Source organism: Saccharothrix carnea, from assembly GCF_003014735.1.
Taxonomy (GTDB): domain Bacteria; phylum Actinomycetota; class Actinomycetes; order Mycobacteriales; family Pseudonocardiaceae; genus Actinosynnema; species Actinosynnema carneum.
Window position 1 is genome coordinate 491,375 of sequence record NZ_PYAX01000002.1, and the last position, 23,052, is coordinate 514,426.

At 73.4% G+C, this 23,052-nt stretch carries 23 protein-coding genes; 7 read left to right on the plus strand and 16 right to left on the minus strand.

All coding sequences use genetic code 11. The annotated features are described in order from the left end of the window. The first annotated feature begins 30 nt into the window (after positions 1-30). Entirely contained in the window at positions 31-1,557 is a 1,527-nt protein-coding gene (locus B0I31_RS06455) for a flavin-containing monooxygenase (protein WP_181320024.1), read from the plus strand. Here B0I31_RS06455 and B0I31_RS06460 read toward each other — a convergent pair. From B0I31_RS06460 to B0I31_RS06515, 12 genes are all read right to left on the minus strand, one after another. Then, on the minus strand, positions 1,554-2,522 hold the full coding sequence (locus B0I31_RS06460; RefSeq protein ID WP_106614379.1) for an aldo/keto reductase: 969 nt from the start codon (positions 2,520-2,522) through the stop codon (positions 1,554-1,556). The two genes, B0I31_RS06455 and B0I31_RS06460, sit on opposite strands and share 4 nt — an antisense overlap. Next, complete coding sequence (locus B0I31_RS06465; protein ID WP_106614380.1) at positions 2,519-3,457, minus strand: alpha/beta hydrolase; 939 nt, start codon at positions 3,455-3,457, stop codon at positions 2,519-2,521. Before B0I31_RS06465 ends, B0I31_RS06460 begins: the two co-directional genes overlap by 4 nt. Next, positions 3,441-5,600, minus strand: a complete 2,160-nt coding sequence (locus B0I31_RS06470; protein WP_106614381.1) for a N,N-dimethylformamidase beta subunit family domain-containing protein — start codon at positions 5,598-5,600, stop codon at positions 3,441-3,443. Before B0I31_RS06470 ends, B0I31_RS06465 begins: the two co-directional genes overlap by 17 nt. A 1-nt stretch (position 5,601) precedes the next feature. Then, positions 5,602-6,336: an SDR family NAD(P)-dependent oxidoreductase gene (locus B0I31_RS06475; protein ID WP_106614382.1), complete on the minus strand. Its 735-nt coding sequence runs from the start codon at positions 6,334-6,336 to the stop codon at positions 5,602-5,604. After that, positions 6,336-7,301 carry a methyltransferase gene (locus B0I31_RS06480; RefSeq protein WP_106614383.1) on the minus strand — a complete coding sequence of 322 codons (966 nt, stop codon included), beginning with the start codon at positions 7,299-7,301 and terminating at the stop codon, positions 6,336-6,338. Before B0I31_RS06480 ends, B0I31_RS06475 begins: the two co-directional genes overlap by 1 nt. A 10-nt stretch (positions 7,302-7,311) precedes the next feature. Next, positions 7,312-8,424 carry a zinc-binding dehydrogenase gene (locus tag B0I31_RS06485; RefSeq protein WP_106614384.1) on the minus strand — a complete coding sequence of 371 codons (1,113 nt, stop codon included), beginning with the start codon at positions 8,422-8,424 and terminating at the stop codon, positions 7,312-7,314. After that, positions 8,409-9,167 carry a dienelactone hydrolase family protein gene (locus B0I31_RS06490; protein ID WP_106614385.1) on the minus strand — a complete coding sequence of 253 codons (759 nt, stop codon included), beginning with the start codon at positions 9,165-9,167 and terminating at the stop codon, positions 8,409-8,411. The genes B0I31_RS06485 and B0I31_RS06490 overlap by 16 nt, the downstream gene beginning before the upstream one ends. Before the next feature lie 21 nt (positions 9,168-9,188). Beyond that, entirely contained in the window at positions 9,189-10,055 is an 867-nt protein-coding gene (locus B0I31_RS06495) for a branched-chain amino acid ABC transporter permease (protein WP_073892965.1), read from the minus strand. Between the two features lie 10 nt (positions 10,056-10,065). Further along, a complete protein-coding gene (locus B0I31_RS06500; protein ID WP_106614386.1) occupies positions 10,066-11,220 on the minus strand; it encodes an ABC transporter substrate-binding protein in 1,155 nt (384 codons plus the stop codon). Next, positions 11,220-12,968: a branched-chain amino acid ABC transporter ATP-binding protein/permease gene (locus tag B0I31_RS06505; protein WP_106614387.1), complete on the minus strand. Its 1,749-nt coding sequence runs from the start codon at positions 12,966-12,968 to the stop codon at positions 11,220-11,222. The genes B0I31_RS06500 and B0I31_RS06505 overlap by 1 nt, the downstream gene beginning before the upstream one ends. Position 12,969: 1 nt before the next feature. Then, positions 12,970-13,683 (minus strand): ABC transporter ATP-binding protein, encoded by a 714-nt coding sequence (locus tag B0I31_RS06510; RefSeq protein WP_106614388.1) that lies wholly within the window; start codon positions 13,681-13,683, stop codon positions 12,970-12,972. 190 nt (positions 13,684-13,873) lie between these two features. Continuing rightward, positions 13,874-15,766, minus strand: a complete 1,893-nt coding sequence (locus B0I31_RS06515) for a primary-amine oxidase (protein WP_106614389.1) — start codon at positions 15,764-15,766, stop codon at positions 13,874-13,876. Positions 15,767-15,909: 143 nt separating this feature from the next. Here B0I31_RS06515 and B0I31_RS06520 point away from each other — a divergent pair, with 143 nt between their 5' ends. Beyond that, the gene (locus tag B0I31_RS06520) at positions 15,910-17,007 is read left to right on the plus strand and encodes a class II histone deacetylase (RefSeq protein WP_106614390.1); all 1,098 of its coding nucleotides are present in this window, start codon (positions 15,910-15,912) and stop codon (positions 17,005-17,007) included. Between the two features lie 60 nt (positions 17,008-17,067). Then, positions 17,068-17,937, plus strand: coding sequence for an isocitrate lyase/PEP mutase family protein (locus B0I31_RS06525; RefSeq protein ID WP_106614391.1), 870 nt, complete (start codon positions 17,068-17,070; stop codon positions 17,935-17,937). Positions 17,938-17,959: 22 nt separating this feature from the next. Here the strand turns inward: B0I31_RS06525 and B0I31_RS06530 are convergent, their stop codons facing one another. Together B0I31_RS06530 and B0I31_RS06535 are read right to left on the minus strand one after the other, a co-directional pair. Further along, entirely contained in the window at positions 17,960-18,196 is a 237-nt protein-coding gene (locus B0I31_RS06530; protein WP_146173766.1) for a DUF6343 family protein, read from the minus strand. Continuing rightward, complete coding sequence (locus tag B0I31_RS06535; RefSeq protein WP_106614393.1) at positions 18,193-18,534, minus strand: hypothetical protein; 342 nt, start codon at positions 18,532-18,534, stop codon at positions 18,193-18,195. The genes B0I31_RS06530 and B0I31_RS06535 overlap by 4 nt, the downstream gene beginning before the upstream one ends. Positions 18,535-18,611: 77 nt before the next feature. Here B0I31_RS06535 and B0I31_RS06540 point away from each other — a divergent pair, with 77 nt between their 5' ends. From B0I31_RS06540 to B0I31_RS06555, 4 genes are read left to right on the plus strand one after another with little or no spacing between them, the layout of a single operon-like run. After that, positions 18,612-20,069, plus strand: a complete 1,458-nt coding sequence (locus B0I31_RS06540; protein WP_106614394.1) for an MFS transporter — start codon at positions 18,612-18,614, stop codon at positions 20,067-20,069. Between the two features lie 27 nt (positions 20,070-20,096). Then, positions 20,097-21,182 (plus strand): M20 family metallopeptidase, encoded by a 1,086-nt coding sequence (locus B0I31_RS06545; protein WP_106614395.1) that lies wholly within the window; start codon positions 20,097-20,099, stop codon positions 21,180-21,182. A gap of 29 nt (positions 21,183-21,211) precedes the next feature. Beyond that, positions 21,212-21,724: a metalloregulator ArsR/SmtB family transcription factor gene (locus tag B0I31_RS06550; RefSeq protein ID WP_106614396.1), complete on the plus strand. Its 513-nt coding sequence runs from the start codon at positions 21,212-21,214 to the stop codon at positions 21,722-21,724. Beyond that, entirely contained in the window at positions 21,721-22,221 is a 501-nt protein-coding gene (locus B0I31_RS06555) for an SRPBCC family protein (RefSeq protein ID WP_106614397.1), read from the plus strand. Before B0I31_RS06550 ends, B0I31_RS06555 begins: the two co-directional genes overlap by 4 nt. Positions 22,222-22,241: 20 nt before the next feature. Here the strand turns inward: B0I31_RS06555 and B0I31_RS06560 are convergent, their stop codons facing one another. Next, the gene (locus B0I31_RS06560; protein WP_106614398.1) at positions 22,242-22,589 is read right to left on the minus strand and encodes a VOC family protein; all 348 of its coding nucleotides are present in this window, start codon (positions 22,587-22,589) and stop codon (positions 22,242-22,244) included. 22 nt (positions 22,590-22,611) lie between these two features. Further along, on the minus strand, positions 22,612-23,013 hold the full coding sequence (locus B0I31_RS06565) for a MerR family transcriptional regulator (RefSeq protein ID WP_106614399.1): 402 nt from the start codon (positions 23,011-23,013) through the stop codon (positions 22,612-22,614). Between the last annotated feature and the right edge of the window lie 39 nt (positions 23,014-23,052).

Consider the following 23,052-nt stretch of genomic DNA (forward strand, 5'->3'; position numbering starts at 1 on the left):
TACTGGGCACCGCGCCGGCCGGGCGGGATGATGGACTGGACGGACGCGCCGGTCAGCGGGGGGGAGCAGCGGCCGATGAAGGTGTGCGTGATCGGGGCGGGTCCCGGTGGGATCGTCGCCGCCAAGGTGTTGCTGGAGCACGGCTTCGAGGTCACGGTCGTCGACAAGTACCGGCGGGTCGGCGGGATCTGGTCGCCCGGTGGCTGCTACGACGGTCTGGCGAACCAGTCGGCGCTGCGCCTCTTCGAGTTCGCGGACCTGCCCAACCGCCTGCGCTTCGCCAGTGCGGTGGACACCCAGCGCTACCTGGAGCGTTACGCGGAGACCTTCGGCGTGCTGGACCGCGTCCGACCGGGTACCGAGGTGGTCTCCGTCCGGCCGGTGGACGGACCGGGCCGGGTGGGCGCTTCGGGCTGGGTGGTCGACTCCCGGCCGGTCGACGACCGGACCGCGCCGGTGCGCCGCGAGACGTTCGACCACGTCGTCGTCGCCAGCGGGGCGCACCACCACCCCCGAGTACCCGACCTGCCCGGACGTGCGTCGTTCGGCGGGACCGTGCTGCACTCCAACGACGTCCGTGCCGGGACGTTCACCGGTCGGCGCGTGGTCGTGGTGGGTGGCGGCAAGTCGGCGTTGGACCTGGCCACCCGCGCCGCGCGCGAAGCCGCCTCGGCCACGCTCGTGCAGCGCAAGGTGAACTGGATGATCCCCGAACGGCTGCTGTTCGGCACGGTCGGTTATCGGTGGATCCTGTTCACCCGCCTCGGCGAGGCGCTCCTGCCCCGCTACCACGACCCGGCGTGCGTCCGCCCGATCGACCGGCTCCACGACCGGGTCAAGCGGGTGCTGTGGTGGCTCGTCACGCAGGACATGCTGCTCTCCGCGGGGTTCCTCCGGCTGCCCGAGCGGCTGCGACCCGCCCAGCCGCTGCCCTTCCACCTGGCACACGCGGGCGTGATGCCGCGGGGTTACGTGAGCGCGCTGCGCCGAGGACTGCTCGCCGCCGAGGTCAGCGCCGTCGAGGCGTTCACCGACAAGGGGCTCCGGCTGGCGAGCGGCCGGGAGGTGGCGGCGGACGTCGTCGTGTTCGCCACCGGCCACCACCGGGTCTTCCCGTTCCTGGACCTGCCGGTGCACGACGAGGCCGGCCGGCTGCGGCTGTACCGGGGCATCGTGCCGCCGGGCGTGGACCGGTTGGGGTTCGTCGGGTTCCGCCAGGTCTTCAACAACGTGATGGGCGTGGAGCTGACCGCGCACTGGCTGGTCCGCCACTTCCTGGGCACCCTGCGCGTCAAGCCGGACGAGGAGGGGATGCGCCGGGCCGTCGACGCCCGCCTCGACTGGCAGGAGCGGGTGCTCCCCGGCACCGGCGGCTACGACTTCGGCCCCTACGACATCCACTGCGCGGACGAGCTCATGCACGACATGGGCCTGCCGTCGCTGCGCACCGGCAACCCGCTGGCCGAGTACCTGCTCCCCGGCGGTGTCGCCCACCGCTACCGGGGCCTGAGCCGGGAGGGCGTGCCGTCCCCCGTGAACGGCACGCCACAGCCCTAGCGCCCGGTCGGGTCGACCAGGTCCCGGTCCAGCCACAGCCCGTCCACGGCCTTGCGCAGCTCCAGGCCGCGCTCCTCCGCCAGCCGCACGGCCGCCAGGTTCTCCTCCAGCTGCGCCACCCGGCTCGCGCCGAACAGCACGGTCGTCACGGTGGGGTCGGCCAGGCAGAACGCGATCGCCACCTGCGCCGGGGTGGCGTCGAACCCGGCGGCGACGGCGGCGAGCTCACGTGCCGCGTCCGAGATCCCGGCCCGGATACCGCCCGGGTCCTTGCCGATCACCCGGTCGGGGGTCAGGTTGCCCGCCAGCATCCCGCCCTCCAGCACGTCGGACGCCTGGATCGTCAGCCCCAGCTCCTCCACCAGGCCGCGGAACGGCGCCCCGTCCGGGATCGACCGCCGCACCACGCTGTACTTCAGCTGCGCCATGGTCGGCCCCGGCACGCCCTGCGCCACCGCCGCCGCGTGCGCGGCCCGGATGTGGTCGACCGACCAGTTGTTGACGCCCCACCCGCCGAGCCTGCCCGCCGCGACCAGCTCGCCGAGCTGCGCGGTCAGCAGGCCCAGGTCGGGTTCGAGCCCGAACAGGTCGCCCAGGATCGCGTAGTCCGCCCGGTCCGTGCCGACCCGGAACAGCAGCCGGTCCAGCTGCTCGCCCATCGACTGCGCGGGGAAGTGGTTGACCCACAGCTTCGCCGACAGCTGGTAGGAGTCCCGGCGCACGCCCGCGGCCTGCGCGATCCGGCCGAACAGCACGTCGGTGTACGACTCGGGCACCGGCTTGCCGTCGATGCCGAACCCGCCGTAGTAGCCGACGTCGAACAGCGTCACGCCCGCGTCCACGGCCCGCCGCACCATGGCCACGGCGTCGTGGAACGGCATCCGGTCGTAGGTGTGCCACGAGCCGAGCGCGAGCACACCGACAGATGGCCCGTCACGGCCGATCCGGCGCTGGGGGATGGTCATCGTGCCTCCACGACGGTGAAAGCGGCGCGCAACGCGGCGGCCGCACGGGCGTGGGCGTCGGCGGACACCGACAGCCGGTCGACGAGCAGGGCGAAGAACCCGTGGATCTGGCCGGGGTACCGGACGAGCGTGACCTGCACGCCGTCGTCCAGCAGCCGGTGCGCGTACTCCTCGCCCTCGTCGCGCAACGGGTCGTACTCGGCGGTCATCACCAGCGCGGGCGGCAGGCCGGTCAGGTGCTCGGCCGCCAGCGGCGCCAGGTACGGGTCGGTCAGGTCCTCGGGCGAGCGCGGGTACTGCCGGAAGAACCACTCCATGCTCTCCCGGCTGAGGAAGTGCCCGGTCCCGTAGTCCACATAGGACCCGCGATCGCTCGGCGGCGCGGTCACGGGCGCGGCGAGCACCTGCAACGCGATCGGCGGACCGTCGTGGTCGCGCGCCATCAGGCACGCCACCGCGGCCAGGTTGCCGCCCGCGCTCTCACCGCCCACGGCCAGCCGCGCGCCGTCCGCGCCGATCTCGGCACCGCACGACGCCACCCACCGCACCGCCGCGTACGCGTCCTCGGCCGCCGCCGGGTAGCGGTGCTCCGGCGCGAGCCGGTAGTCCACCGACACCACCACCATGCCGACCGCGTTGCACAACGCCCGGCAGGTGGCCTCGTTCTCGTCCAGCGACCCGATCACCCAGCCACCGCCGTGGAACCACACCAGCACCGGGAACGGCCCGGAGCCGAACGGCGTGTACACGCGCACCGGCAGCGGCCCACCCGGGCCGGGGATCGTCCGGTCGACCACGGCGGCGACCGGTTCGGGATCGGGGGAGGGCCGCCACGACTCGGCGAAGGCCGCCCGCATCTCGGCGGCCGACAGGGTGACCGGGACCAGCTCGTCGACGGCGTCGATCACCGCCCTGGCCTCAGGGTGCAACGGCATCGGTGCTCTCCTCGTGGTCCGGTCCCGCCCCGAACCGCCGCAGCACGGCGGCCGTGAGGCGGGAGACGTCGTTGTCGTCCTTGTCGTGCGAGAGCGCGCCGCACCAGCCGATGGAGCCGGTGGCGAACACCTCGCCACCACCGGGTGCGCGCAGCAGGGTGAGGTCCGCGCGGCGGCGGTCCACCGGGTCGCCGAGCGGGTGCGGTACCGCGGGACCGGTGTCGCCGGACACGTACGTGTCGCCGAGCATCGCCCGGCCCAGCAGCACGGTCCCCGGCGGACTGCCCAGCAACGGGTCGACGCCGTCCGTCTCGAACGACGCCGCACCGCCCAGCACCGCGCCGAACGCGCCCAGCGGGCGGTCCCGGTCCAGGCCCGCCAGCAGCGGGTGGTCACCCACCAGCTGGTACGACCCGCCGGTCCGCATCCCGGCTGCGGTCGTGCCGATCCCGAACAGCCGGTGCGGCGCGCGACCGCGTTCCTGCCACAGGCCACCCGGCTCGCCCGTGGCCGCCAGCACCAGCTCGCCGGGCTCGCTCTCCCACGTCCGCACGCCCGCGTAACCGCGCCTCAGCTCGGCCACGTGCGGCTGCCGCGGATCGATCCCGGTCACCCAGTACGCGCCGTTGCCGCCGAGGTAGCCCAGGTTGCCGCCACCGTCGAGGTAGGCGCCGACCGCGTCCAGCATCGCGCCGGTCCAGTACTCCGGGTGGGATCCGGTGACGACGGCCGCGTACCCCTCGATCGCGGCCACGCCGTCGCCGTGCAGGTCGTGGTCGGTCAGCACGTCGAACGCGAACCCCTGCCGCCGCAGCCAGCCGACCAGGTGCAGGTCCTCGCTGTGCTGGTGCGGCGAACGCGTGTACCGGAACACGTGGTCGTCCCGCATGCCCAGCAGCGGGCGGCGCAGCGACGCGATGGCCACGCCGCTGCCATCGGTGTGCCGGTCGTACAGGCTGTGCAGCGTGTTGTCCCGCGCGAACGGCGCGGCGACCTCGGCCGGGTCCTCCGCCGCGAACGGCTGGTGCAGGTGGTCCAGCGCGTAGGCGAGGTAGCTCAACGTCGGCACGAGGAACGCCAGCCGCGCGCTGCGCGCGACCGGCCGCACGAAGAACGGCAGCCGGTCCACGCCCTCGGCCGTGGCCAGCTCGACCGCGTAGCAGCCGCCGGGCAGGTCGTCGGGCAGCGGCACGGTCAGCACCGGGTCCCAGCCGCAGTCGGCCAGGTCGTCGGAGTGGAAGTGCACCGCCGCGTACCCGGCGTCGGCGTGCCGCCAGTCCAGCACGTCGCCCGACCAGTCGTGCCCGGTCACGCCGCGCAGCGGGTGGTTGACCAGCGTGCCGTGCCGACCGTCGACCACGTCGAGCAACCGGTCGCCGCCGATGTCGCGGGACAGGTCCCAGTGCGCCCGCGCGCCGAGCTGCCAGGCAGGTGACGACGCGGCCAGCGCGTCCACGTCCGGCGGCACGTCGGTGAACACGGACGGCCCGTCGAGCTTGCCGTCGAAGTGCCCGACCCGCTCGCCGTCCACCCGACGTGCGGCGAACAGCAGCGGCACGTCACCGGCGAGCAGCGGACCGGCCGACACGGTCGTCGTCACCGTGGCCGCGTCCTCGTCGGCGAGCCTGGACAGGGGCCGCACCTCCAGCCGCGCGCCGTCCGGCCCGTACCCGCCGACGAGCAGGTACCAGCGGCGCAGGCGCAGCACCGGACCCGGCACGCGCACCACGCCGTTGCCGGTGCGCACGGCGAACTCCACCGTGCCGTCCGCGAGCAACGCCAGCTCCGCGTGCGGCCCCGAGGCCGCGTCACCCTGGCTGAGCAGGCCCGCGCGGTCCGGTGGCAGGGCAGTCGGCCACACCCACGCGGTGAACGTCACGGCCGTCCGCAGCGCGGGCGGGCGCGGCACGGCGCCGTACGAGCCGCGGTCGAAGTCCTGGTGCGGCACGGAGACCCGGTCCGGCACGTCGACGTCGACCGGTGTGCGGACGGGCGCCACGCCGTCGTGGTCGATGCGCAGCACCCGCACGCGGGCGTCGGGCGTCGTCGCGCTGGCGTGCACGGTGATCCGCTCGCCCGGCCGCGCGGACAACCGGTCGGTGTAGCCCACGACCGGGGCGTGCGTGTGGTCGACTGGCGCCATCTCAGCTCCCCAGCAGTTGGCCGCCGTCGACCGGCAGCACGGTTCCGGTGACGTGCGCGGCCTGGTCCGACGCAAGCAGCAGCACCAGGGGCGCCAGGTCGTCGGTGGTGGCGATGCGGCGCAACGGGATCCGCGCCACCCACGGCGCGCGGACCGCCGGATCGGCCAGCACACCCGCGGTCAGCGGCGTCTCCACCGGACCGGGCGCGACCGCGTTGACCCGGATGCCGTGCGGCGCGAGTTCCAGCGCGGCCGACCTGGTCAGCGCGTTCAGCGCGGCCTTGCTCGCCTCGTAGTGGCCCAGGCCCACGGTCGGCTGGAACGACCCGGCCGAGCTGATGTGCACGATCGACCCGCCACGCCCGGCGTCCGCCATCACCTCGCCGACCGCCTGCGTGACCAGGAACGTGCCGCGCACGTTCACCGCCAGCACCGCGTCGAACGCGTCCAGCGGGAGCGTGAGCAGCGGACCGGCGCCACCGACCACGCCCGCCGCGTGCACCAGCACCCCGATCGGCCCCAGCTCGCCGACCGCTTTGCCGACCGCGCCGCGCACCGAGTCGTGGTCGCGCACGTCCATCTCCACGGCCAGCCCGCCGATCGCGTCGGCGACCCGTGCGGCGGCGGCGAAGTCCAGGTCCGCCACCACCACCCGGTCACCGCGCGCCGCCAGGGCGGTAGCGATCGCACCGCCGATGCCGCCACCGCCGCCGGTCACCACCGCGACCTGGCCCATCACACGGCCTCCGCGATCACGACGCGCGGGCTGCCCGGCAGGGGACGGGTCTCCAGCACCTTCCAGCCGGTGTCGGCCAGCCACCCGTGCACCTCGTCCTCCGGGTAGACCACCGTCCCGTCGATGACCAGGTACTCGCCGGCCAGCACGGGGTCGAGCCGCCGCGCGTCCTCGGCCAGGAGCAGGAAGTCCAGCACCAACAGCCGCCCACCGGGGTCGACGACGTCCCGTGCGGCGCGCAGGAACGCCTTGTTCCGCTCGGGGTCGAACCGGTGGATCACGTGCTCCAGCAGCACCGCGTCGTAGCGACCGGGCACCGGGCCGGTCAGCGGGTCGGCTTCGTGCACCGTGATCCGGTCGGCCAGCTCCGGCGGCACCGAGCCCCCGAGCAAATCCAGGAACTCGCGCGTGCCGACGAACGCGCCGGTCAGCTTGGGGTGCCGGGCCGCGGCCTCGGCCAGGAACGCGGTGGACAGCCCGCCGAGGTCGAGCACGCGCCGGTGCGGCCGGAAGTCGTAGTGCTCGGCGAGCATCACCGCGTGCAGCGAGTTGTAGGTCTGCACGCCGTTCATGAACACCCCTGTGCGTGCCTCGTCCAGCTCGAACGGTCCGGGCTCGGCGGTGCGCATCGACTGCGTGTAGTGCTGCCAGTGCGGGTAGCTGAGCGCGTCCCAGAACGCCAGGAACGGCCGCAGGTCCAGCCCGCGCCGCCCGGCCAGGTAGGTCGAGGTCGCGGAGGTGTTGCGGTAGCGGCCGTCCGCGTGCTCCAGCAGGCCGAGGCCCACCATCGCGTCGGCCAGGATGCGGGCCGAGCGCTCCGGCAGCTCGGCGCGTTCGGCCAGCTCCAGCACGGTCGCCGGACCGAGGTCGAGCGCGGCGAACACGCCCAGCTCGCTCGCGGCGAACAGCTGCTTGGCGGCCATGAATCCGGTCGCGACCGCCACCAGCGGCGTCGGGTCGGTCATCAGGTGTCTCCTAGTCCAGTCCGGGGTCGACGACGGCCTTGACCGCGGCCATCGACGCCATGTCCCTGATCGCCCGCTCCGCGCCCGACAGGCCGACCGGCGGGGAGAACAGGGCGTCGAAGTCGAAGCGGTCGGCGAACGCCGAGAGGAAGCGCAGCGCGCGGGCCAGGTCGCCGACGTCGCCGTTGAGCGAGCCGACGACCGTCAGCTCGCGGCCCATCACCACGTCCATCGGCACGGGCGCGGGGTCCGGGCCGGCCAGCCCGACCACGACGTGCGTGCCGCGGCGGGCGCACATCAGCACGCCTTCGCGGTTGGCGGTGGGCGCGCCCGCGAAGTCCAGCACCAGGTCCGCGCCCCGTGCGCCGGTCAGCTCCTCGACCTGCGCGACGCGTTCGTCCGGGTCGGTCACGTCGGTGACGTCGATCGTGGCGTCCGCGCCGAACCCCGCCGCCAGCGCGAGCCGGTTGGCGGGGCCGCCGAGGGTGATCACCTGTCCGGCACCGGACGCCCTCGCGTACGCGGTGGCGACCAGCCCCAGCGGTCCCGCACCCTGCACCACGACCGTGGCGCCGGGCTCGACGCCGCCCGCGTTGGCGAACGCGCGCACCACCGTCTTCACCGCGCAGCCCGCCGACGCCGCCCACGTGTCCGGCAGGTCGTCGGCGAGCACGATCCGGTGCGCGCCCGGCGGCACGTACGCGTACCGCGACAGGCCGCCGATGGCGAACGGCCACCGGTCGGCCCGCTGGGCGAAGCCGTAACCGCGTTGCGCGCACAGCACCGGCTCGTTCAGCACCGTGCACGCGTGGCAGTGCCCGCACACCGATTCCGACCACACCACCCGGCTGCCCAGCTCGACCGGCTTGCCCAGCGCGTCACGCCCGGCGTCCGGGCCGAGCGCGACCGCCTCGCCCGCCATCTCGTGGCCGAGGATGATCGGCAGGCCCACGAACGGCATCGCGCCCTGCCACAGGTGCGCGTCCGTGCCGCACAACGTGGTGCGGGTGACGCGCACGATCGCCGAACCGGGCGGCAGGTCGTCCGGCAGCGGCACGTCCGCGATCTCCAGCGGTGCGGCGAACTCCCGCAGCACGGCCGCGCGGGTCACCTCGGGGTGCATTCCGCCTCCCGGCTGTGCTCGGCGATGAACGCCAGGACCCGCCGCCACGCGTCCGCGGCGTGGTCGGCCTGGTCGGGCAGCGCGCCGTCGAAGAACGAGTGCGGCGCGCCCTCGTACAGGCGGAACTCGTGCGGCACACCGGCTTCGGCCAGTTCGCGGTCGAAGGCGAGGTTGTCGTCGACCGGCGTGAGCTGGTCCGCGCCCGCCGCCAGCACCAGCAGCGGCACGCGCATCCGCGGGATCAGCTCCCGGCACTCGGCGGGCCTGCCGTAGAAGCCGATCGCGCCGGCCAGGCGGGGTTCGAGCGCCGACTGGCCCCACGAGATCGCGCCGCCCAGGCAGAACCCCACCGTGAACGCCTCCGTGACGCCGAGCGCGAGCAGGTGGTCGACCGCGGCACGCACGTCGGACAGCACGAGGTCGCGGTCGAGCCGTGCCGCGTGCGCGAACCCGTCGAATCCCGGTCCCCGCGCGTCGTCGTCGGCGATCCGGCCGTAGTAGTCGAGCACCACGGCGACCACCCCGGCCTCGGCGAACCCGCGCGCCAGGTCCCGGTAGAACTCGTGCGCGCCCCGCACGTCGGGCAGCAGCACGACCCCCGCGCCGGTCGGCTGCGCGGGCAGCGCCTGGTAGGTGAGCACCCGGGCGTCGTCGGCGGAGGTGAGGTGCACCTCGCCGGCCGACGCGACCTCACCGGACGGGCCCGGTGGTGCGGGTGGGCGCGACTCATCGGCGTGACACATGGACGTTCCTCTCGAAGGGTGTCAGGCGACGGAGTCCCAGCGGTCCCCGCGCCGCGTCCACAGCAGGACGGCGAGGATCACCAGGAACGGCAGGACGCCGCGGTACTGCTGCAGCGCGGTCACGGTGCTGGCCAGGCCTTGGAGCACACCGAGCGCGACACCGCCGGCGAACGTCCAGGCGAAGCTGCGGAACCCGCCGACCAGCGCGGCGGCCAGCGCGGGCGTGATGAGCAGGGCCTGCGAGCCGAAGTCGCTGGCCAGCTGCGGTGCGACGATCATGATCGCCAACGCGCCCGCGGCACCGGCCACGCCCCACACCACCATCGACAGCCGCGGCACCCGCACGCCGATCAGCTCGGCCGTCGTGGGCCGTTCCGACAACGCCCGCAGCAGCAGGCCGATGCGGGTGTGCTTGAGCAGCACGGTCGGCAGCACCGCGAACAGCACGGCGAGGACCATGGTCACCACCGCGGTCCACGTGACGACCACACCGCCCACGGTCGCGGCGGGCGCGTCGAACGGGCTGGGGAACCGGTGCGGGTGCTGCGCGCCGAACAGTCGCAGGCCCACCGCGACGAGCCCGGTGTAGACCGCGATCGTGACCGCGGCCTTCACCCCTTCGCCGGCCTCGGAGAACCAGCGCACCATCACCACGCCCAGCCCCATGTGCAGCACGGCGGCGAACGCCAGGCCCGCCGGCACCGCGAGCACCAGTGGCAGGCCCTGCTCGTGCAGCACGACCATGGCGAACGCGCCGAACGCGCCCACGGCGGCCTGCGCGAAGTTGACCACCGCGACGAGCCGGTAGGTGAGCAGGGTGGACAGGCCCATCAGGGCGTAGGCGCCGCCGGTGGCGAGCCCCGCGATGGCCGCGGACAGTTGCAGCACGGCGTTCCCCCTAGTCGGGCACGGTGATGAACGTGTCGTCCACGACCACCCAGCGCAGGCCGGTGAGGCGGACGATCTTCGACGCCTGGTTGGGCGCGTGGCTCTCGCCCGGCCCGAACACGAACGGGCTGCCGAGCATCGGGTCCTCGATCGGCGTCATGTCGCGCAGCGCCGCGTTGACCGTGTCCCGGTTGATCTCGCCCCGGACGGTCTTGAGCACCTCGACCATGAACTTCGCCGCCAGGTAGCCGCCCTGGGAGAACGCGGTCGCCTGCGCGTCGGCTCGCGTCACCGCGTCGCGCCAGCCCTTGTTGGCCAGGCTGTCGGACGTGAACGGCTCGAACTCGCTGCCCGCGTACACGTTCAGGCCGAGGCTGCCGACCGCCTTGGCCACGCTGTCGGTGTAGGCGGGCGCGAGCAGCAGGAAGTCCACGTCGGTCATGCCCTGGGTCTTCGCCGCCTGCAGCCACGGCACGACCAGCTGCTCGGCCGGGTTGAACAGGATCGCGTCGCAGCCCGCCTGCTTCGCCTTGAGCAGGTACGGTGTCAGGTCGCCGCTCTGCTGCACGGTCATGTCGTTGACCTTCAGCCGCTGCCCGCTGAGCTGCTCCCAGCGCTCCAACGCGCCCTTGACCGCGTCCTCCGAACCGGGCAGCACGACGGTGAAGTTGCACACCGCCTTGGCGCCGAGCTTCTGCGACGCGTGCAGCAGCACGGCCGTCATCAGGGTGAACGGGCCGACGTTGACCGGCGCGATGTTGGGGCTCTGGAAGCACTTCGGGCTCGCCGCCACCGCCATCACCGAGCTGATGCCCGACTGGCGGTAGAACGCGTCGTTGACGTCGCAGTCGGTGAAGCTCGCCGAGCCCGCCATGGCGACCACGCCCGCGTCCTGCAGTTCCCGGGCCACCTGGGCGGTGCGCTGCGGGTTGCCCGCGTCGTCCTTGACGATGAACTCGATCTTCTTGCCGTTGACGCCGCCCGCCTCGTTCGCGTCGTCGAACACCCGTTGCGCGGTCTTGACGACCTCGGCGGTGATGAAGTTGCCGGTCAGCCCGGCGATCGCGCCGATGCGGACGGTGTCGCCGGCGCCCGCGTCACCGCAGCCGGCCAGCGCGAGCGCCGCGGCGACCGCGAGCGTGACGGCCTTGGGTCGGTCTCTCATCAGCTGTTCCCTTCGGGGGAGTGGGCAGGTGCGCCGAGGTACGCGGCGACCACGGCGGGATCGGCCAGCACCTCGTCGGGTGGGCCGGAGGCGATCACCCGGCCGAAGTCCACGACCACGAGCGAGTCGCAGGTGGACCGGACGAGCTCGATGTCGTGCTCGACCAGCAGCACGGCGGTGCCGAAGCGCTCGGGCAGTTCGGCGAGGCGTCGTTGGAGCAGGCGGGTCTCGGTGCTGGAGTGGCCCGCGGCGGGTTCGTCCAGCAGCAGGACGGGTGGGCGTCCGGCGGCGAGCCCGGCGACTTCCAGCAGGCGGCGGGTGGCCACGTCCACGACGTCCATCGGGGTGTCGGCGGTCGGGCACTCGAACAGCGCCAGCTGCTCGTCCACCTCGTCGCGGCTCAGCTTCCGGCCGGCGGCGACCTGCAGGAACATGCCGACGGACAGGGCGGTGGGCACGCGGAGCTGCTGGAAGCTGCGGCGCAGCCCGGCGCGGGCCCGGTGGTGGGCGGCGAGGCCGTCGACCGGGCGGCCGTCGAGCAGCACCGTGCCGTCGTAGCGGGTGGTGAAGCCGGTGACGGCGTTGATGAGGGTGGACTTGCCCGCGCCGTTCGGGCCGACCAGCCCGACCACGTGCCCCTTCGGCACGACCAGGTCCACGCCGTCCACCGCGGTCAACGCACCGAACCGCACCCGCAGGCCGCGCACTTCGAGGGCCGCGCCGCCGCCTGAGCGTTGAATTCGGGTGCGCTGGACGTTGGACTCTCGCGTCGTGGGCGTTGGACTCTCGCGGGTTGGGGGGTGGGCACGCGACTGGCGCTTGCGGCGGCGGGAGGCGCGCAGCAGGTCGGTCTGGCTACCGCCCAGGCGCAGCACCTGGATGGCGCCGATGCCGAAGAACAGCGCGCTGAGGTCCTGCGGGATGCCCAGAGCATCGATGATCACCGGGAAGACCGCGCCGATCAGGCCGCCCGCGATCGCGCCCTCGATGTTGTTCGTGCCGACGAACAGGGCGATCGCGAAGAACGACACCGAGGCGAACGTGGCGAAGTTGCCCGCCGCGACCACCCCGAGCTGCCCGGCCATCAGCCCGCCGCCGACACCCGCGACGAACGCGCTCAGCGCGAACGCGGTCAGCTTGCCTCGCGCCACGCTGATGCCGTGCGCGGCGGCGGCCCGTTCGGAGTGCCGGATCTCCACCAGCGCCCCGCCCGCCCGGCTGCGGTCCAGCAACCACAGGCCGACGAAGATCGCGGTGACGACGGCGACGGTGAACACGAAGTACCCGCTGTCGTCGGTGAACCCGGCCGGTCGCCGCACGAAGTCGAACGTGTCCTGGCCGGGGAACGCGATGCCGGTGAACACGACGTCCAGCGCGGTGGCGAAGGCGAACGTGGCCACCGCCAGGTTCACCCCGCGCAGCCGCAGCGCCGGCAGCCCGATCACCAGGCCCGCGACCACGGCGGCCAGCCCACCCAGCGGCAGCCACGCGTAGAACCCGCCGGGCACGTCGGCGACGTTCGCCCAGCCGACCACCCACGCGCCGATCGCGGCGAAGCTGAGCTGGCACAGCGAGATGACACCGGCGCGGCCCGTGATCAGGCCGTAGCTCTGCATGAACACCGTGGTCACGGCCGCGCCGGTGAGCAGGAACGTCACGTAGCTGGAGGCGAACCCGGCCACGCCGAAGGCGACCGCCGCGGCGGCGACCAGCCCGAGCACCAGGGGGTTGCGGACGGCAGTTCCCACGTCAGGCTCCGCTCTCGGAGGGTGTCTCGCCCAGGTACAGCGCCCGGAGCAGGTCTTCGTCGGCACGCAGCTCGGCCACGTCGCCGGAGAACACGACCTCGCCGCGGGCCATCACGTAGGCGCGGTCGGCGATGCCGAGCGCGAGCGCGGCGAACTGCTCGACCAGCAGCACGCCCACGCCGTCGTCGGCCAGCACCCGCACGGCCGTCGCCAGCCGTTCGACCACGATCGGGGCCAGGCCCAGCGACATCTCGTCGACCAGCAGGAACCTCGGCTCGCCCAGCAGCGCCCGGCCGACGACCAGCATCTGCTGCTCACCGCCCGACAGCAGGCCGGCGGGCGCATCCAGCTGCTTGCGCAGTTCCGGGAACAGCTCCAGCACCCGGTCGGGACGTCGACCGGACCGGCACGCGGCGCGCAGGTTGTCCAGCGTCGACAGCTCGCGGAACACCGCGCGGTCCTGCTCGACGTGCGCGAGCCCGGCCCGCGCCCGCCGCCACGCCCGCAACCGGTCGATCCGCTCGTCGCCGAGCCTGATCTCGCCGGACGACAGCGGGATCGCCCCGGACACGCCTTCCAGCAGCGTCGTCTTGCCCGCGCCGTTCGCGCCGAGCAACACGGTCACCGCGCCCTCGTCGACCCGCAGCGACACGCCGCGCACCACGGGCAGCCCGGCCCGGTCGACCGAAACGTCCTCAATGGACAACACACTCACGGATCCACCGTCCTGTCAGCACTGGCGGGGTGGTCGGCACAGCGTGGTCCGGGAGGGGTGGTCAGCCGGTCCGTAGAAATACCGAATTGCCCGACGAAGACCGGCGGAACAGGCGCTGACCTGCTAATGGGCAGCACTGAGCGCCCGAGGTCGGTCGACCTCGGGCGCTCGGGAGCGATCTATCAGATGATCAGTGCTCGCATGCGCAGGCCCCCGGCGGGCAGTGCGCGCAGGCGGCGAGGTCGGGCAGGTCCAGCGCCGGGTTGCGGTCGCAGAAACCCAGCGGCCGCAACCGGAAACCGCTGCGGTCGACCGGCATCACGGGCCAGTCCTCCGGCCGGGGCAGGTGGGTCGGCCCGAACACGTGCCACAGCACCACGTCGGTGTCCACCAGGTCGCGGTCCCGGGCCGTCCACGCGGGCAGCCCGGCACCGCCGGGGTGCTGGTTGGGGTGGTCGCCCGCCGGGAACCGCTCGTCCTCGGCGAACCGGGTCACCCACAGGTGCCGGGTGGCGAACGCGGCCCGTCCCGCCACGCTCGACCCCGGCTGCGCCAGCAGCGTCGGCCCAGGTGACGGCACGAGCTGGTAGGCGCGCGGCTTGCCCAGCCGGTTGCGGCTCTCCGCGCTGCGCACGACCCACGTGCGGCCGCGCGCGGCGTCGGCGGTGCGCGCGGCGACCGACTCCCGCTCCAGCACGGTGGCACGGGTGGTGAACGCGTTGCCGCGCGGGTTGTCCGACCCGGTCGGCAGGCCGACGAAGTCGACCTCCTCGACCGTGTTGGCCACGCCCGCCACCTCGACGTCGAGCCGGGCGCAGAACAGGTGCTGGTGCACCGGCGCGACCAGGCCGGGCGCGACCGGTGCCGCGTACGGCGACTCCGGGCCCGCGCCGCAGAACACCACGCCGGTCGCCTTGGCCTCCAGTTCCACCGTGCCGTCGAGGTGGAAGTACCAGAAAAATCCGTAGTCGTAGTTGCCGACCGTGCTGAACGACGACACGACCAGCCGCCGCGCGCGGCGCGAGTCCGACGCGCCGGTGAGGATGTTGGTGTGCTTCCACAGCACGCCGTCGTCCTCCTCGTGCAGGCAGATGGCCTGGGGGATGGTCACCGGGTGGCCGTGGTCGTCGGCCACGACGGCGTCGAAGTAGTGGATGACGCCCAGGCAGTCGCAGCCCAGCCGCAGCGGGTTCGCGTTCTTGCCCAGCAGGTACTCGCCCGCGTCGAAGTAGCTGATCCAGTTCCGCCACGGCGCCGGGTCGCCGTACGGCACGACCATCTCCGCCACCGACGCCCGGTGCAGCACCGAACGCCCGTCGAACGACACCCGGTGCAGCGTCAGGCCTTCACGGGCGTTGAACCCGACCCGGAACGTCCAGCCCTCCCACGTCACCTCACCGCCGTCGACGGTGAAGCTGACGCCTTCGGGCTGGGTGATCGAGATCGGCTTGAGCGTGGTGCGCGGCGGCAGCCCGGTGTAGTTGCCGTGCTCGGGGGGCACCGGCACGTCGCCGTCGTCGAGGACCCGCAGCACCTCGCCGCTGATCAGGTCGACCTCGGCGAGCAGGCCCTCCACCGGGTGCGCCCACGGGCTGTCGTCCACGTGGTCGCGCAGGAACGTCAACGCCCGCAGGAACCGCCGCGGCTCGTCCTCGGCGAACGACCCGGGCGACAGTGGCGCGACGAACGCCAGCGACCGGTCCTCGACCCCGCGCCGCAGCAGCGCCTGCTGCCACCGCACGTCCGCCCGCACCAGCTCCGCGACCCGCTCGTACTCCTCGAACAGGATCGCCGCCCGGCCGTCGCCCGGGTCGAGGTCCCGCCACGTCACCTCACCCGTGCCGAGGTCGACCACGGCCTCACCGGTCGCGCCGGTGGCGACGTCCAGCAGCACCGCCCGCGCACGGCGGGTGACCGGGTCGCCGGGCCGGTGCGCGCGGACGGCGTCCTTGGCCGGTTCCACCGGCAGCACGCTCGGGAACCGGGTCGTGTCGCCGACCCGGCCCGCCGCCACGAGCGCGGCGCGGACCAGGGCGATCTCGTCGGCGGTGAGCGGGTCGAGCGGGTGCCGGGCGTCGGTCATGCCCGCAGTATCGGGCCGCGGCCGGCGCCTCCGCTTGGTCGTCGGCGCACCGGCGTTGACCGGAAGCGAACGTGCGCGGGCAGCCAACCCGCGGGCGTCGAGGGACAAGACCGGCGGTGCGCCGCGCGATGAGACTCCCGACCATGTCGACGGGTTACGCGTACCACGAGCTGTACGGCTGGCACGACACCGGCACGCACGCCGGCCTGCTGCCCGCCGACCCGCGCCGCGGCCTGCAGCCGCACCGGCACTTCGAGAACGCCGAGGCCAAGCGCCGGGTGCACGAGCTCGTGGTGGCCACCGGCCTGGTCGACCGGCTCGTCCGGATCGCGCCACGGCCGGCCACCGACGACGAGATCCTGCTCGTGCACAGCCGGGCGTACCTCGATCGGCTGACGTCGTCGAACGACACCGGTGGCGACGCGGGCGACGGCGGCAGCCCGTTCGGCCCGGGCGGGCTGGACATCGCGCGGCTGGCCGCGGGCGGGGTCGTGCAAGCCGTCACGGCGGTGGTGGAGGGGCGCGTGGACAACGCGTACGCGCTGGTCCGGCCGCCGGGACACCACGCGTTGCGCGACACCGGCATGGGGTTCTGCCTGCTGGGCAACATCGCCATCGCGGCGGCGGCCGTGCGGCTCAGCCACGGTGTCGAGCGCATCGCCGTGGTCGACATCGACGTGCACCACGGCAACGGCACGCAGGCCGCGTTCGCCGACGACCCCGCCACGCTGACCCTGTCCGTGCACCAGGACCGGGTGTTCCCGCCCGACTCCGGGCACGTCACCGAACGCGGCCCCGCCCTGCTCAACCTGCCGCTGCCACCGGGTACCGGCAACGGCGGCTACCTGGAGGCGGTGCGCCGGGTCGTGCTGCCCGCGCTGCGCCGGTTCCGGCCCGACCTGGTGCTGGTCGCGGCCGGGTTCGACGCCAACGCGGTCGACCCGCTGGCCCGGATGATGGTCACCGCGTCCGGGTACCGGGAGATCGCCCGGCTGCTGGTCGACGCGGCGGGGGAGCTGTGCGGCGGGCGGATCGCGTTCGCGCACGAAGGCGGCTACGACCCGGTGTACGTGCCGTTCTGCGCGCACGCCGTGATCGAGGTGCTGGCCGGCGTGACCGAGCCGTTCCCGGACCCGTTCGAGGCGAACTTCGACCACCAGGGTCAGCAGGAGCTGCAACCGCACCAGGAGGCGGCCATCGTGGCGGCGGAGGCGCTGCTGCCCGAGGTGCCGATGGGGTGAGTGGATCTCATCCTTCCGATATCTCGACCCCGTTCGACGGTGCCGCCTACGGTTCGTCGCATGGCTTACGGCAAGGCTCTGCGCGAGGCCGTCGCGGCTCCCGGGACCACACCGCTGATCGGCGTGTTCGACATGCTGTCGGCGTCGATCGCGGCCCGGCACTACGACGGGCTGTTCGTCTCCGGCTTCGGCTTCTCCGCCTCGCACTACGGCCTGCCCGACGTCGGCTTCATCGCCTGGCCCGACGTGGTCGGGTTCGTGCAGCGGATGCGCCTGGCGCTGCCCCGGCACCACCTGCTGGTGGACATCGACGACGGGTACACCGACCCCGAGGTTGCCTGCCAGGTGGTCCGCGCGCTGGAGCAGGTCGGCGCGTCCGGCGTGATGCTGGAGGACCAGCAGCGGCCGCGCCGGTGCGGGCACGTCGAGGGCAAGCGGGTGCTGCCGCTGGAGCAGTACCTGGAGAAGCTGGACCTCGTGCTGGCGACCAGGACCGACCTGGTCGTCGTGGCGCGGACCGACGCCACCGACGAGGACGAGATGCTGCGCCGGGCCGCCGCGTTCGCCGAGACCGACGCCGACGTGGTCCTGGTCGAGGGCATGCCGTCGGTCGACGTGATCCGCCGGGTGCGGCAGGCGGTGGGCGACAAGGCGCTGCTGTTCAACCAGATCGCGGGCGGCAAGTCGCCGAAGCTGTCGCTGGGCGAGCTGACCGGGCTGGGCGTCGACGTGGCGATCTACAGCACGCCGTGCCTGTTCGCCGCGCACGCCGCCATCGAGGACGCGATGGTGCGGCTCAAGGAACGCGACGGCGTGCTGCCGGCCGACTCGATCGACGTCGCCGAGTCGCAGGCCCTGCTGGAGCACAACATCAGCCGCCACCACGACGTGCCCGCACCACGCGCGTCCCAGCCCGCCCTGAGCCGCTGAACCTGAGCCGCTGACCGCCGGGTCAGCCGGGGTCGCCGCGCCGCTTGCGGTGCACCACGCAGGCGAAGTCGACGACCAGACCGACCACGATCACGCCCAGCAGCACCGCCGGCCACGTCAGGCCCGCGCGCACGCACAGCACCGCGGCCACGCCGTTGAACACGACGCCGAACCCGGCCAGCCACAGCCGCAGGGTCAACGCGCTGCGCGGCGGCGCCCGAGGCGGCAGGTCGTCATCCGGGTGACCGGCACCGGTCACGTCCGCCACTCCTCCTGCCAGCCGTGATGCGTTTCGTAGGCGGCGGCGAGCAGCAACAGCGCCGACCGGTCGGAGCCGCCCTCGACCTCCGCGCGCAGCCACCGCGCCTTCTCGGCGAACGGCACGGGCGCGTGCTGCTGCTGGGTGTGCGCCTCGCCGGGCACGAGCAGCAGCTCGCGGTCGTCGTCGGACCGCAGGATCGCCAGCCGTCCCCGGCGCTCGGCCTCGTCCAGCAGCGGCAGCTCCTCGCGGGCCAGCCGCTCCTCGTCCTCGGCCAGCCGGTCCAGCACGAACCGGCGCAGGTCCTCATCCGACAGTCGGTTCGGCTCCACGTCCATGGCCCTGGGGTATCCACTCCCACCCCGGCCACACGTCGCGGCGTGCGGGTGATCGAGGTGGCAGGTAGGAATAGGTGATGACCAGCGCGTACGAGCCCAACCCACGGCGGTGGAAGGCGCTCACGGTCACCCTCGTCGCCGGGTTCATGAGCCTGCTCGACGTGAGCATCGTGTCGGTCGCCCTGCCGTCGATCCAGCACGGCCTCGGCACCACGCCGGCGGGCGTGCAGTGGGTCGTCTCCGGGTACGCGCTGGCGTTCGGCCTGGCCCTGGTGCCCGCCGGACGCCTGGGTGACGCGATCGGGCGACGGACGATGTTCCTCACCGCGTTGGGGGCGTTCGTGCTGTTCAGCGCCTTGGCCGGGCTCGCGCCGAGTACGGAGGTGCTGATCGTCGCCCGGCTCGCCCAGGGCATTTCGGCGGGTGCGCTGGCGCCGCAGAACTCGGCGCTGATCCAGCAGCTGTTCCGCGGCGCCGAACGCGGCCGGGCGTTCGGGTTCTTCGGCTCCACGGTCGGCATCTCCACGGCAGTCGGGCCGGTGGTCGGCGGCCTGATCCTGGCCGTGGCGGGCGAGGACGAGGGCTGGCGGTGGATCTTCTACGTGAACGTGCCGATCGGCCTGGTCGCGCTGGTGCTGGCGGCCCGCCTGCTGCCCCGCGCCCGCGGCGGCCCGCGTGGGCAGCTCGACCTGGTCGGCGCGGCTCTGCTCGGCACCGGTGTGCTGGCCGTGATGCTGCCGCTGGTGCTGGCCGAGGCGGGCGGGCTGGCGCGGCTGTGGTGGCTGTTCGGGCTCGGCACGGCGCTGCTCGTGCTGTTCGTGCGGTGGGAGCGGCAGGTCGCCGCGCGCGGCGGGAGCCCGATGCTCGACATCGCCCTGTTCACCGGCACGCCCGGTTACGGCACGGGGGCGTTGCTCGGGATGGTGTACTTCGTCGGGTTCGCCGGCATCTGGCTGGTGTTCGCGCTGTACTTCCAGACCGGGCTCGGTTACACGCCGTTGCAGTCGGGGCTGGCCGTGACGCCGTTCGCGGTCGGGTCGGCGGCGTCCGCGGTGGTCGGCGGGCGGCTGGTGGAGAAGTGGGGCCGCAAGCTGACCGTCACCGGGTTGACCCTGGTGGTGGCCGGGCTGGCGGTGACGGCGGTGGTGCTGCGGTTGGCGCCGCCGCACGTGGCCGGGTGGGTGGTCGCGCCCGCGTTGCTGGTGGCGGGCGTCGGCGGCGGGTGGGTGATCTCGCCGAACACCACGCTGACGCTGCGGCACGTGCCGGTGGCGATGGCGGGTGCGGCCGGTGGGGCGTTGCAGACGGGGCAGCGCATCGGCGCGGCGATCGGCACGGCGGCGTTGACCGGTGTGTTCTACCTGGTGCTGACCTCGTCCGGGCGGGATTTCCCGGTGGCGGTGTCGGTCGCGGTCGGCGGCGCGACGGTGGCCGTGTCGCTGGCTTTGGTGGTGGCGCTCGTGGAACTGCGCGCCCGACCGCGTTGTCCGTCCGCTGTGGACGGTGCCGAGCAGGCGGTGCCGGACGTGCCGTGAGGGGTGCGGTGCGGGCACGATGGCGGGATGGACCTGTTACCGCTGATCGAACGGCTGCTCGGGCTCCGCTCGACCGCCGACCGGCCGGACGACCTGCGTCGGGCGTTGGATCTCGTGCTCGACGTGGTCGGACCCGGGTTCACCGTGGAGCGGTTCGAGTCGGGCGGCAAGCCGAGCGCGCTCGTCTACGTGGGTGAACGCCGTCCGCACTTCCGGGTGATCTTCAACGCTCACCTGGACGTGGTGCCCGGCACGGACGACCAGTTCCGGCCGCGGCGGGACGGCGACCGGCTCATCGCCCGGGGCGCGCAGGACATGAAGCTGTCCGCGCTGGTGCTGGCTTCGGTGTTCCGGGACCTGGCCCCGCGGCTGCCTTACCCGATCGGGTTGCAGTTGGTGACCGACGAGGAGGTCGGCGGGCGTGACGGCACGCTGCACCAGCTGGAGCAGGGCGTGACGGCGTCGTTCGTGGTGATCGGGGAGCACAGCGCGCTTCGGGTGGTGGCCGAGTCGAAAGGGCTGATCACCGTTCGGCTGCACGCGGTGGGCCGTGCCGCGCACAGCGCGTACCAGTGGCTCGGCGACAACGCGGTGCTGAAGGTGATGCGCGCGGTCGACCGGGTGCTCACCGCGTACCCGGTGGCGGCGGTGGAGGAGTGGCGGACCACGGTCAACGTCGCCCGGATCTCGTCCGGGAACCAGGCGCTCAACCAGGTGCCCGCCGACGCGACCGCGTGGCTGGACGTCCGCTTCCCGCCCGAGGACACCGACTTCACCGGCCGCACGCGGGAGGAGGTCGCCGCCCACTTCACCGCCCTGTGCCCACCGGGCGTCACGGCCGAGGTCGACCACGTCGAGCCGCCGCACCGGGCTGCCGCAGCCGGTCCCGACCTGCTGGCGTTGCAGCGCGCCGCCCGTGCCCAGGGGTACTCGGGTGAGCTGCTGCGCAAGCACGGCGCGGCGGACTCGCGGTTCTACTTCCAGCGCGGGATCGACGCGGTGATCTTCGGCGTGGGTGGTGACGGGCAGCACGGGCCGGACGAGTACGCCGACCTGACCACGGTCGAGCCGTACCGGCGGGCGTTGATCTCGTTCCTGGAGGGCATTGCGTAACGCGTAACCCAGTGGTTACGCTTCTGGGTGTGGACGAGGTGGCTGGCGCGATCGCCGACCCCGTGCGGCGGGAGATCCTGGAGATGCTGCGCGCGGACGCGCGGTTGTCGGCCGGGCAGATCGCCGAGCGGTTCGCGATCAGCCGTCCCGCGGTGAGCCGGCACCTGCGGGTGCTGCGGGAGAGCGGGCTCGTGCGCGACGAACTGGCGGGCAGGCAGCGGTTCTACGTGCTCGACGCCTCCCGGTTCGCGCCACTGACCCGGTGGCTGGCGTCGTTCGACGAACCCACCGAACCCACCGCTTGGACACACCGCCTCGACGCACTGGAAACCGAGGTCTACCGCACCCGCCGCGACCGCCGCGCCGCCGACCAGGGTGCGGCCGACCAGCGCGTGGCCGACCAGGGCGCCGCGGACCACCGCGTCACCGACCGCCGAGCCACCGATCCACCTGCCGACGACCGCCGTGTTGCCGATCACCGGGTTGGCGACCACCGCGCCGTCGATCCCCCTGCCGACGAAGTCAAGGAGCACTCCGCATGAGCCCGATCCCCACCGGTCGCCTGTTCCGCACCGACCAGGGCAGTGACCTGGTGCTCACCCGCACGTTCCGCGCGCTCGCCGACGACGTGTGGGCGAGCCTGACCGAGCCGGAGCGCACCGCCCGCTGGTTCGGCCCCTGGGAGGGCGAGGCCGCGCCGGGCCGCACGGTGAAGGTGCAGATGGTGTTCGAAGAGCAGGAGCCGTGGATGGAGGTCCGCATCGACGCCTGCGACCCGCCCCGGCGGCTGGCGTTGTCGATGGTGGACGAGGCGGGCACGTGGCGGATGGAGCTGTTGCTGTCCGAAGTGGACGGTGTGACGGAGTTGCGGCTGGTGCACCACCTCTCGACCGAGGAGGGCATCGGCGAGGTCGGCCCGGGCTGGGAGTACTACCTCGACATGCTGGCCGCCTCCCGCGCCGGCACGCCCCTGCCCGCTTTCGACGACTACTACCCCTCCCAGAAGGCCTACTTCGAGGACCTGACCACCGCCGACTGAGGGTGCTTCAGCCGGGTGCTTCAGCCCTGCCCGACGTCGACCACGCAGAACAGGTTGCCCTCCGGGTCGGCCAGGACGACGAAATCGGCCCCCGGCGGGTAGGTCCACGGGACGCGCTCGGCGCCGAGCCCGATCAGCCGCTCGACCTCTGCCCGCAACTCGGCTTCACCGCTGACGTGCAGGTCGAGGTGCGTCCGATCGGTCTCGTCCAGCGTGATGGACGGCCCGGTACCGTCTTCCGGGGCCAGGACGGGGCTCTCGTCGCCGACTGGCCCGTTGACCAGGTGGTAGCCGAGGGCTCCGCTCCAGAACTCCGCTGCCCGCCGGGGGTCGTCGACCTTCAGGACCACGCTTCCGATGTGTGCCATCGGTCCATTGTCGGCCACCCGGTCAGCCGGGGATGCGGGCGGCGACCTTGGCCTGGAAGTCGGGGCACGCGGTGATGTCCTCGGCCTCGCAGTCCATCGCGTGCTCCAGCACCGACAGCGACGCCCGCAGGGAGGCGATCCGCTCGGCCAGCCGGTCGTGGTGCTCGCGGTAGAGCGCGCGTCGGGTCGGGCGGTCGGCCGTGGCGGCGAACAGCAGCCGCACCTGGTCCAGGCCGAGCCCGGCGTCCTTGGCGAGCAGGATCATCGCGATCCGCGCCTCGTCCGCCGGCCCGTACCGCCGCCGCCCGTTCGCGTGGCGGCGCGGTGCGAGCAACCCCGTGTCCTCCCAGTGCCGCAGGACGTGCGTGGCCAGCCCGAACCGCTCGGCCACCGTGCCGATCGACATCTCCTCGCTTGACTTCATGTCGACATGAAGTTGCACAGTCGGTGGTGTTGTCAACCC